At 44.8% G+C, this 11,729-nt stretch carries 10 protein-coding genes; all 10 read left to right on the forward strand.

From position 1 onward, the window contains the following. The first annotated feature begins 149 nt into the window (after nucleotides 1-149). The 10 genes from ABS301_RS23990 (at nucleotide 150) to ABS301_RS24035 (ending at nucleotide 11,695) form a co-directional block, all read left to right on the forward strand. The gene (locus ABS301_RS23990; RefSeq protein ID WP_349668419.1) at nucleotides 150-860 is read left to right on the forward strand and encodes a LytR/AlgR family response regulator transcription factor; all 711 of its coding nucleotides are present in this window, start codon (nucleotides 150-152) and stop codon (nucleotides 858-860) included. Then, a complete protein-coding gene (locus tag ABS301_RS23995; RefSeq protein WP_349674584.1) occupies nucleotides 857-2,167 on the forward strand; it encodes a GHKL domain-containing protein in 1,311 nt (436 codons plus the stop codon). Before ABS301_RS23990 ends, ABS301_RS23995 begins: the two co-directional genes overlap by 4 nt. Before the next feature lie 151 nt (nucleotides 2,168-2,318). Next, the gene (locus ABS301_RS24000; protein WP_349674585.1) at nucleotides 2,319-5,186 is read left to right on the forward strand and encodes a glycoside hydrolase family 3 protein; all 2,868 of its coding nucleotides are present in this window, start codon (nucleotides 2,319-2,321) and stop codon (nucleotides 5,184-5,186) included. Continuing rightward, nucleotides 5,183-7,606, forward strand: a complete 2,424-nt coding sequence (locus ABS301_RS24005) for a beta-glucosidase (RefSeq protein WP_349674586.1) — start codon at nucleotides 5,183-5,185, stop codon at nucleotides 7,604-7,606. Before ABS301_RS24000 ends, ABS301_RS24005 begins: the two co-directional genes overlap by 4 nt. A gap of 14 nt (nucleotides 7,607-7,620) precedes the next feature. Beyond that, on the forward strand, nucleotides 7,621-8,214 hold the full coding sequence (locus tag ABS301_RS24010; protein ID WP_349674587.1) for a hypothetical protein: 594 nt from the start codon (nucleotides 7,621-7,623) through the stop codon (nucleotides 8,212-8,214). Nucleotides 8,215-8,439: 225 nt separating this feature from the next. Beyond that, nucleotides 8,440-8,721, forward strand: coding sequence for a hypothetical protein (locus ABS301_RS24015; protein ID WP_349674588.1), 282 nt, complete (start codon nucleotides 8,440-8,442; stop codon nucleotides 8,719-8,721). Continuing rightward, nucleotides 8,711-9,382, forward strand: a complete 672-nt coding sequence (locus ABS301_RS24020; protein ID WP_349674589.1) for a hypothetical protein — start codon at nucleotides 8,711-8,713, stop codon at nucleotides 9,380-9,382. Before ABS301_RS24015 ends, ABS301_RS24020 begins: the two co-directional genes overlap by 11 nt. An 87-nt stretch (nucleotides 9,383-9,469) precedes the next feature. Further along, entirely contained in the window at nucleotides 9,470-10,750 is a 1,281-nt protein-coding gene (locus tag ABS301_RS24025; RefSeq protein WP_349674590.1) for a DNA polymerase Y family protein, read from the forward strand. Nucleotides 10,751-10,768: 18 nt separating this feature from the next. Further along, nucleotides 10,769-11,086 (forward strand): hypothetical protein, encoded by a 318-nt coding sequence (locus ABS301_RS24030; RefSeq protein WP_104435797.1) that lies wholly within the window; start codon nucleotides 10,769-10,771, stop codon nucleotides 11,084-11,086. 21 nt (nucleotides 11,087-11,107) lie between these two features. Then, on the forward strand, nucleotides 11,108-11,695 hold the full coding sequence (locus ABS301_RS24035) for an SOS response-associated peptidase (protein ID WP_349674591.1): 588 nt from the start codon (nucleotides 11,108-11,110) through the stop codon (nucleotides 11,693-11,695). Nucleotides 11,696-11,729 lie beyond the last annotated feature (34 nt).

Raw genomic sequence — 11,729 nt, forward strand, 5'->3', positions numbered from 1 at the left:
GTACGGTGTTGTGAGAGGACGGTAGATGAAATAATCATCTACCTCCTACTCGATTTGCGTATGAATCATAATCCAAATTGATTGCCAGCTGGAAAAAATTGGTGTATCCTTAAAGATATGTATTGATTAACCCACTGGAGGAGAGAGTTATGATTCGAATTGCAATCGTGGATGATGATGCAGGGAGTGTATTACAGCTAAAGGAATATTTACTCCGGTATCAGAACGAACGAAATGAGATGTTTAGCATTCTCACTTTTTCTGACGGAGATGAAATCGTTGAAAATTATAAAGCAGAGTACGATATTATTTTGCTGGATATAGAAATGAGATTTATGGACGGGATGACGGCAGCACAGCTGATCCGGGAAAAAGATCCGGAGGTAATTCTTATTTTTATCACCAATATGGCACAGTATGCCATTAAAGGTTACACTGTCCGGGCAACCGATTATGTGTTAAAACCGGTTTCCTATTTTTCTTTTTCCCAGAGACTTGATAAGGTGATCGGGCGTATCAACCGGAATGTGAAAAAATATATGGCAGTTAATATAAAGGGAGGTACGGTGAAACTGTATCTGCCGGATATTTATTATATTGAAAGTCTGGGACACAGGCTTATTTTTCATACGCTGACAGGAGAATATGTGACCTTTGGGGCAATGAAAGAGGTGGAGGAAAGACTGAAGGGGTTAAATTTCTTCCGCTGCAGTAAGGGATATCTTTTAAACCTGGAACATGTGGAAAGCGTGCAGGAGGGCTGTGTGCTGATGAAGGGAGCCCGGCTGACCATCAGCAGAACCAGGAAAAAGGAATTTATGGAGGAACTGACCAATTATCTGGGAGGGGCTTTATCATGAACCATATTGCGCTGACAGAGATTCCAAGGCTGTACACGGGGATCGCGGAATGGGCTGCATGCACCATCTATGTTTTGAATCTGAAAAGGAAATTGAAAGGGCCCTCCCTGGTGGCAGTCATGTGTGCTGCCTGCCTTTTGCAATGCGGGATACAGCTGGCAGCAGGTACGTTTCCCAAGTCACTGTGGATTCCCGGAATGCTTCTGGCAATCGGCCTGATGCAGGTATATTTTATGATCACCTGTGAGGTTACGGCGGGAAGTGCAGGGTATTACTGTGTCCGGTCATTTATTCTGGCAGAATTTACGGCATCTTTAGAGTGGCAGCTTTATTATAATGCCGTATTAAGTACCCAGATTTCGGAGATGTGGCTGGATATTCTTGTTTTTTTCATCGTCTTCGGAGCTGTTTTTGGAGGCGCTTATTTTTTGGAAAGAAAACATATCCGGAAGGAAACGATTACGCTGAAAGAACTGCTTTTTGTGACGGCTACCGGAGTAACTGTATTTTTCGTCAGCAATTTAAGCTTTGTATATTCCAATTCCCCATTCAGCAGCCAGATTACAAAAGAGATCTTTAACATCAGGACTCTGGTGGATCTAAGCGGTCTTGTCATCCTTTTTGCATATCACATATTAAGACAGGAGATGCAGGTAAAATATGATTTAGAGGCCATGCGTAACATCCTGCAGAGCCAGTATTCCCAGTACCGCAAATCCGGGGAAAGCATCGAGATGGTCAACCGGAAATACCATGATTTAAAACATCAGATCGCTGTTTTAAGGGCAGAACAGGACTCGGAGAAACGGCTGGCATTTTTAGATGAAATGGAAAGCGAAATCCGTACCTATGAGGCCCAGAACAAAACAGGTAATTCCGTGGTGGACACCATACTCACCGGGAAAAGTATGACCTGTCAGAGGCATGAGATCGAGCTGACCTCTGTGGTGGATGGCAAGCTGTTAAATTTCATCCATGTGATGGACATTTGCACCATTCTTGGAAATGCGTTGGATAATGCCATTGAATGTGTCATACAAATCGAAGAAAAGGAAAAGCGGCTGATTCACGTGGAAGTCCTATCCAAAAAAGACTTTGTTGTTCTGCGGTTCGAGAATTATTTTGAAGGAAATATTCAGTTTGAGAATAATCAGCCAGCGACGACTAAGGCCAACAAGGAGTATCATGGATATGGCATCAAAAGCATTAAATATACGGTTAAAAAATACAATGGCTGGGTGACCATTGATACGAAGGATAACTGGTTTAAATTAAATGTGGTCATTCCCCTTCCCAGAGAGGATTAAGTAAAAATCCGGCAGTGCCGCCTATCCACCCGGACAGGCGGCACTGCTTTTCATGTAGAAAAACCGACCAGTTGTGCAATTGACAATCCGGTCCGCCATAACTGTGCTAAAGTAAGAATACAAAAACGATGTATGGAGGAGGATGAAAGAAATGCTACAGATCAATATTGATGATGTGCTAAAAATCGTCAAGCTGTGTGTACCATATCTCATTGGCTTTGCCGTAGTTGTGGCAGCTGCGGTCGTAGTCATGGTGGTATGCAGAAAGAGGAAGGGGTCTACAAGATATCTGATCCGTAAAAACAGTCTTATGGCCATGCTTCTTGCTTTGGTTGTGGTTGTAAACTTAATCTGCTGGGGACCAATGTCCAATTTAATTTCACTGGCAACCGGCAGCGGAACTATTTCACAGGAAACATCTGATGAGGCAACCGCTCTTTGTACCGAGATTGCCAGGGAAGGAATTGTTCTTTTAAAAAATGATGCAGACCTTCTTCCCTTAAAGACTTCTTCCAATTTAAACGTATTTGGCTGGGCCTCCACAAACCCGTGCTATGGAGGAACGGGTTCAGGATCTTTGTCAAAGGCATATGAGACGGAGTCGCTGCTTCAGGGTCTTACGGATGCGGGCTTTAAACTGAATACCAGTCTGACTGATTTCTATACAGCATACCGGACAGACCGCCCAAGCGTTGGTATGTGGGATCAGGACTGGACGCTGCCGGAGCCTGCAGCAGATACCTATGGCAATAAGCTTATGGAAGATGCCAAAGCTTTTTCCGATACGGCTATGGTAGTCATTACCCGCGTTGGCGGAGAGGGGGCAGATCTTCCCACAGATGTAAGCAAGGTTACATACACCGATAACTCCAGGGATTACAAGGATTTTGAACCAGGGGAACATTATCTGCAGTTAAGCAAGACAGAGAAAAATCTGATGGATCTGGTATGCTCAAGCTTTGACAATGTCATTGTGGTATACAACGGTGCCAACGCCATGGAACTTGGCTTTGTCAATGATTACAGCCAGATAAAAGGGGTTCTCTGGTGTCCGGGAACCGGTCAGTCCGGTTTTAAAGGGCTGGGTGAGATTATGAGCGGAGCCGTCAATCCATCAGGAAAAACAAGTGATACATTTGCGGCTGATTTGACAAAAGCACCTAGTTACAATAACTTTGGAAGTTTCACCTACGATAACATGGATGAATTCAAAGGCAAGGCATTTAAAGGAGCGGATACCTATCCCAGCTTTGTTAACTATACGGAAGGCATTTACACAGGCTATCGTTTCTACGAGACGGCAGCAGCAGAAGGACTGATTGATTATAAAAAGGAGGTAATCTATCCCTTTGGCTATGGATTGTCCTATACGTCCTTTCAGCAGGAAATGGGGCAATTAACAGAACAAGACGGAACAATCTCATTTGATGTGACAGTAACCAACACAGGGAATAATCCGGGTAAGGATGTAGTGGAGGTCTATTACAATCCGCCTTATACCAATAAGGGAATTGAAAAAGCTTCCGCGAATCTGATCGCATTTGATAAAACCGATATTTTAAAGCCAGGGGACTCCCAGACCATCAGGATATCCGTTCAGGCGGAAGACATGGCTTCCTTTGATGAGGCTGTAAACGGCTGCTATGTATTGGAATCCGGTGATTATGGCATATCAATCCGGTCTGATTCCCACAATATCATTGCGGAACAGAAGTATCACGTACCGGAAACTGTGATATATAATGAGTCTGCACCACGTACTTCAGATAAGGCAGTTGCAGGTAATCAGTTTAAAGATGCCAGCGGAGATCTGACCTATCTTTCCCGTGCAGATGGATTTGCCAACTATGAAAAAGCCACGGCAGCGCCCAAAAATATGAGCATGCCGGAGAAATACAAGAAAACCTTTGTAAACAACAGCAATTACGATCCGGCAGCCCACAACAATGACAGTGATCCCATGCCGGTGACAGGAGCGAAAAACGGAATAAAGCTGGCTGATATGCGGGGACTGTCCTTTGATGACCCCAAGTGGGAGAAGCTGCTTGACCAGCTGACGGTGAGTGATATGGATGCGCTGACTGCAATTGGAGGTTATCAGACCTCAGAGGCAAAAAGTGTGAATAAAGTTGGAACCGTAGATTGTGACGGCCCTGCTTCCATTAATAACAACTTTACCGGAACCGGGTCCATCGGTTTTCCATCTGCTGTTATGATTGCCAGCACCTGGAATCATGATATTGCAGAAGCTTTTGGAGAGAAGATCGGTAAGATGGCGGATGAAATGAAGGTATCCGGCTGGTATGCACCGGCCATGAATATCCACCGCTGTGCATTTGCAGGCCGTAACTTCGAGTACTATTCTGAGGACGGTGTACTTTCCGGACAGATGGCAGCCAAAGCAGTGGCTGGAGCTGAAAAGCACGGAGTTTATGCATATATCAAACATTTTGCACTAAACGACCAGGAAACCAACCGTCTTAATATGCTTTGTACCTGGTCCAATGAGCAGGCAATCCGTGAGATTTATCTAAAGCCTTTTGAAATCGCGGTAAAAGAAGGTCATGCAAAGGCAGTTATGTCCTCCTTTAATTATATAGGAACCGTGTATTCCGGTGCCAATGATACACTGCTTAATACAGTTCTGCGTGATGAATGGGGTTTTCAGGGATTTGTTCTTACCGATTATTTTGGAGGTTATGGATTCCAGAATGCAGATCAGGAGATCCGCAACGGCAATGACGCCATGTTAGTTGCCTATGATACGGAAACAAATCATGTAAAAGACAAGACCAGCGCTACCAGCTTAAATGCCATGAGAAAGTCCAGTAAAAATATTATGTATACAGTAGTAAACAGCCGTGCCTATGAAGGAAACAATGCAAATGTGAGCCTGCTGATGTGGCAGATTTCGGCAATTATCATTGATATAATCCTGGCGGCAGGAATTATTATTCTAGAAATAAGAATTATTAAAAACTACAAAAAGCGGCTGGAAAAGGAAGGAATGACAGAATGAAACATGAGGATATCATCCGAAAAATGACAATGGAGGAAAAGGCGGCTTTCTTAAGCGGAAAAAACGTCTGGCAGTCCAGAAATATCGACCGGCTTGGAATTCCTTCCATATTTTGTGCGGATGGACCCCATGGAGTCCGTAAACAGGCCGGTGCAGGGGATCATTTAGGACTCAATGCCTCCCTGCCGGCGACCTGCTTTCCTACGGCAGCCACCGTGGCAAACAGCTGGGATGAGGATCTTGCAGAGGAAATCGGAAGGGCCCTTGGAGAAGAGGCTTCCAGCCAGGACGTAAATGTCCTGCTGGGGCCAGGGCTGAACATCAAACGAAGCCCACTTTGCGGAAGAAATTTTGAATATTTTTCAGAAGATCCTCTTTTGTCAGGGAAGATGGCAGCGGCCTATATCAGGGGAATCCAAAGTGAGGGCGTTTACGCCTGCCCCAAGCATTTTGCAGTCAACAGCCAGGAGCGGCTTCGGATGTCCGTTGATTCCGTCCTTGACGAACGGACACTCAGAGAGATTTATCTGGAAGGCTTTGAAATTGCGGTAAAAGAGGGCGGCGCAAAATCCATCATGACCAGCTACAACGCTGTAAATGGGGTTTATGCCAATGAGAATAAACATCTGCTAAAGGATATTCTGCGCACTGACTGGAAATTTGACGGAATTGTCATCACGGACTGGGGCGGTTCCAACAACCATGTGGAGGGAGTTTTGGCCGGTTCTGATTTAGAGATGCCGGCACCTGGGCTTGGTTCTGCAAGAGAGCTGTTAACAGCGGTAGAAAACGGCACACTTACCATGGAGGAACTGGATACCTGTGTGGATGATTTATTAGATGCTGTTCTGGATCTTACAGCAGCCCCCAAAAATAAAAAGAAATCCTTTGACAAAGAAGCCCATCATGAACTGGCAGGAAAGGCATCTTTGGAAAGCATTGTACTTCTTAAAAATGACGATGGTCTGCTTCCGTTAAATTCCGGTTGTAAGGTAGCCGTAATTGGAGATTTTGCATTTATCCCCCGTTATCAGGGAGCAGGATCTTCCATTGTTAATCCACTGTCTCTGGAGACCATTGAGTCAGTAATAAAGAGTGCCCCCTTAAATCTGGTGGGATGCTCCAAAGGATATGAACGAAACGGCAAAGAGAATGAAGCGCTGAAAAATCAGGCGCTTGCCCTGGCGGCAAAAGCCGATGCAGTTCTTTACTGTTTCGGGCTTGATGAACTCAGTGAATCCGAGGGGCAGGACCGGACTCATCTGGAAATACCAGGCAATCAGATCAGCCTGCTGAAAGATCTGGCCAGGGTCAATCCCAACATTGTGGGAGTTTTAAGTGCAGGATCTGTAATAGAATTGCCGTGGCAGTCCTGTTGCAAATCCATTCTCCATGGTTACTTAGGCGGTCAGGCAGGAGCCGGAGCCATGATATCAGTGATAACCGGCGAGGTCAATCCCTCCGGCCGGTTAGCGGAAAGCTATCCCATGAAGCTTACGGATACCCCCGCATATCATTATTTTCCGGGGAAGGAACGCTGTGCAGAATACAGGGAAGGGATCTTTGTGGGTTACCGGTATTACAATACGGCAGGGATCCCCGTCCGTTATCCCTTTGGTTTCGGATTGTCCTACACAACATTTGATTATTCCGGTCTGCAGTTACTGGAAGACCGTGTTCGTTTTACTATCAGCAACAAGGGGGACCGGGATGGGAAAGAGGTGGCCCAGCTCTATGTAGGCGGGCCTGAGAAAGCAATTTTCCGTCCGAAGAAAGAATTAAAAGGCTTTGTAAAGGTTGATTTAAAAGCAGGAGAGAGTAAGACGGTGGAGATCCTCTTTGACCACAAGACGTTCCGGTACTGGAATGTGGTGACAGACCGGTTTGAAGCGGAAAAAGGAGATTATACCATATCCATTGGAGCCAGCGTGGAAGATTTAAGATTAAGCGGGATGCTCACTCTTTTAGGTAGCACCGATGTACTGCCATATGCGGCGGAAAAAATGAAATCTTATTATTCCGGGCGAATTGCTGATGTATCCGCAGAAGAGTTTGAGACGCTGTTAGGACGCCCCATTCCCAACGGGAAATGGAGCGGAGAGCTGGGAATCAATGATGCATTCTGCCAGATGTACTATGCAAAGAGCCGGCTGGCAAGACTCATTTACGCTATTTTGACGGGACTGAAAAATAAAAGTGAAGCAAAGGGTAAACCGGATTTGAACCTGCTTTTTATTTACAGCATGCCGTTTCGGGGAATTGCAAAAATGACAAATGGCGTGGTCAGCATGGAAATGGCAGAGGGAATGGTTCTTGTTGTTAACGGACATTTCCTGAAAGGGATAAAAAAAGTGATCGGAGGCTTTTTCTCCAATGCAAAAGAGAACAGGATTTATGAAAAGAAGCTGTCTGGGAAATAGATTGGAGTGATGGAATGCTGACAGGTTTAAAAAGTGGGTGGAAGTCGTTTACAGGCAGACATCCCGCAATGGCACAATTTATAATATTTTTTATGGTATCCAATGGGGTTACGGTCCTGCAGATGATATTAATGCCGGTTTTCAGGAATGTATTTGAGATGACCGCTCTAGTAAATACCAATTTCCAGATCGGCCACATCGGTTCCAACTTAGATGGCTCTCCTTACTATATTTTTAATTACGGGGCAGGAACTCTTTCCATGGGCGGAGGCGGAGGACTTGCATACTTTCTGGCAGTGGAAATTACTATGGCAATTGCACAGGTGATCAATTTCTTTCTTCAGAGAAATGTGACATTTAAAGCCAATAACGGTATTTTTAAAGCAGCCGTGTGGTATGTGATCGCCTATGTGATCATTACCATCGGCGCAGCTGCCCTGCAGGGACTTTATAAGGCTCCGGTCTATGATCTCTTTATGAACAGGTTTCATTTAGGCAGAAGCGGTGAAACCATGGCAGATGTGATCACAATGCTGATTAATTCAGCTGTTTCATTCTGGGTCTTTTTCCCCATCTTTCGTATTATTTTTAAAAATAAGGAAGCTTAAAGCGGTATTTGCAGGAGCTGGCTCAGTTTCTGGGGCAGTTCACATCTTGTCTCTGTACTCCATATAATAAAGTGTACAGCAGATAAATCAAAATACACAAATGGCTAGTGAAACTTTTACGTCGCAGAAAGCTCTTTGCTGTCAGGAACATTTAAATACCTAAGTGTATTAACTAAAAGGTGTGAACGTTGAACTGCTTTTTCGAATCTTGCTGGAATAACTGTAATGGGAACTGCAGCGGCGACGATTGTAGTTAAAATAAGCGGAAGTCAGGTGGTAAGGGCTTCCGCTTTTCACATGAACAAAAGCAGAAAACAGACACAATTAAGGGGCAGGCTGCATATTCTGAATGGTACTATAAAAATATTAAAGGAAATTCAGAGCGATGCAAAGGGGGAAATACTACCGGGATTACCCGCCGGGAAGGGAACCATATTACTGCCTGAAAGGAGTCAGGAAAGAAAGAAACGTACTAAGAGCGTGGATAAAAGGCATATTGTGGTATAAACAGGCACTGAAGCAGGAACCGTTTATTACAACGAAAGTAAAACTTGTGGCACAGCAGACCGGTGTGGATATGGTCGGTACTCAGTACCGGATCAAGTCAGTTGGCTCTTATTTAAAAAAATTCTACCGCAAATACAGCCAGACAGGGCAGGCGTGTGAAATTAACGACATACTGCGTTACACCTATACCCTTTCTCCAGAAGTGCTTTCAGAAAAAGTATTAAAAATTATTGAAATCTACAAAAGTTCTGGTTATAATACGGTTGAAATTGAGAATTACTGGCTTGATAATCAAAATCCCTATAATGGAATCAATACGATACTGCGGTCACCACAGGGGCAGACGTTTGAGCTTCAGTATCATACACCGGAAAGCTTCGGTGTAAAGAGCGGAAAAATCCATGAACTATATGAGAAACAAAGACTGATAAAGGATGTCAGCAGCAGGGAATACATAGAACTGGGGGATCAGATGTTTGAACTTTCTGATTCTATGGAAATTCCGAAGGGCATAGAAAAGGTGCAGTTCTTTGGATATGAGAACGGAGAATGGGTGAGACGGGGATTGTCTCTGGGATATTTTTATGCCGACGCCCCGGAATTTGACTGCTATGAGGTCATTACGGAAATAGAAGCAAAACGGCTTTTAAATGAAAAATAAAAGGATGTATTCCGATAAAAATACATCCTTTTATTTCCACTATTAATCGAACATACATTCGGTTATCATATACTCAGAGGTGAGTGTATGAATCGGGTTATTTTTCATATTGATGTAAATTCTGCGTTTTTAAGCTGGGAAGCGGTTTATCGTTTAAAGCATCTTTCGGGAAATCTGGATCTGCGGCTGGTGCCTTCCGCAGTGGGGGGAGATGTGACCATGCGCCATGGAATTATTCTGGCGAAGAGCATCCCGGCAAAGAAGTATGGCATCCACACCGGTCAGTCCGTTACGGAGGCGCTCCAGAAGTGTCCAGAACTTTTACTGGTTCCGCCCAACTATAATCTGTATCAGCGGTCCTCGGAGAGTTTTATCCGCATTTTGAAGGAGTATTCTCCCACAGTAGAGCAATATTCCATTGATGAGGCATACATGGATATGACGGGAATGGAAGCGCTGTTTGGAGAGCCACAGAAAGCGGCTTTGGAAATCGGGAGGAGAATCAGAGAAGAACTGGGCTTTACCGTTAATATTGGGATTGCCGATAATAAAGTCCTGGCAAAGATGGCTTCGGATTTTAAAAAGCCGGACCGGGTTCATACGCTGTGGACCGGGGAAATCCAGGAAAAACTCTGGCCACTGCCGGTCAGTGAATTGTTTTTTGTAGGCAGGGCCACGTTTCGGAAACTTAGCCAGCTGGGAATAAAAACAATCAAAGATCTGGCGGAAACGGACCCTGGACTCATAAAAAGCCATTTTGGCAAGATGGGAGAGGTGATCTGGTGCTTTGCCAATGGGCTGGATTTTTCAGCGGTAGAACCAGTTCCGCCGCCCAACAAAGGATACGGCAACAGCACCACCATCGCCTTTGATGTAGCAGATAAGGAACATGCCCACCTGGTTCTGTTATCCCTTGCGGAAACCCTGGCTGCAAGACTTCGGTCGGATAACGTCCGCGCTGGAGTGTTATCCGTTGGAATCAAGGACTGGGATTTTCACTATTACAGCCATCAGACCATTCTTTCTTCCCCTACCAATATAACAGAAGAGATCTTTCAGGCAGCCTGCCAGGTATTTGATGAGGCATGGGATGAACAGCCCGTCCGCCACCTTGGAATTCACACAACCCGGATTACGAAGGGGAGTGACCGGCAGCTTGGCCTGTTTGACACAGGAGATTATGAAAAGCAGCAGCGTCTTGATGAGACCGTGGATGAAATCAGAAAACGGTTCGGCAATGATTCTATTATAAGAGCCTCTTTTTTAACATCACCACAGAATACGGCAGCACGCTGTCTGGATCATATGGGAGGCGGAATCAGCAGGGAAAAACGGACTGTGGATTACAGCAGACAGACTATTTTATAAAAACAGGAAGTGAGAAGGATGTCCACTTTTGGAATCGGGATCAATGCAGAGGCGATTGACAGCGGAGAAATAAAAGGTAAAATGTATCATATAGCCTGTAAGGCGTGGTTTACAGCCAGCTGTAATCTAAGACCGTTAAGCTTTAAATTTGAAGGCGATGACGGAGAGATCCAGACGGTAAGGGAAATCACGGTAAAGCATAGCGAAAATAAAATTTATTCAGGAATTCCTTCCAAAGAATATGGGTGCGAAGCCATAATCGGAGGAATACGCCATGAATTTAAGCTGATTTTTTACATGGAAGCCTGCAAATGGGTTATGATATTACCAAAATAAAATACAGGGAGGGAGAATGGCATGTGCGGAAGGTATTATGTGGATGATGAGACAGCAAGGGAAATTGAACAGCTGGTAAGAGAAATTGACAACAAAATAAGCAGAGAGCACCTTACCGGTGATGTTTATCCCACCAGCCAGGCAATGGTTCTTATCAGCAGGGACCGTCAGGTAATGCCTGTTCGGCAGCGCTTCGGATTTGAGAACTTTCAGAAAAAAGGTGTGATTTTTAATGCCAGATCGGAGTCTGTGCTTCAAAAGCCCATGTTTCGTGAAAGCATTCTCTTACGCAGGGCAGTCATTCCATGCAGCGGATTTTATGAATGGAGTAAAAACAAGGAAAAAGCGGCCTTTTACAGGGAACATCATCCCACCATATTTCTGGCTGGCTTTTATCAGCGGGCAGAGGAGGACCGTTTCGTAATTCTCACTACCAATGCCAATTCTTTTGTGGCACCGGTTCATGACCGGATGCCGCTGATACTGGAAAAAGATGAGATCAGGGACTGGCTTTCTGACAAAGAAGCGTTCCGGGATATGCTGGAGGAGAGGCAGATTCCGCTGAAGCGGCGTCAGGAATATGAGCAGCAGGAGCTTAAGCTTTTTTAACCATAATTGAGAATTTATATCAAAAACTTACAAA

The organism is Lacrimispora sp., from assembly GCF_031982545.1.
In the GTDB taxonomy this organism is placed as follows: domain Bacteria; phylum Bacillota; class Clostridia; order Lachnospirales; family Lachnospiraceae; genus Lacrimispora.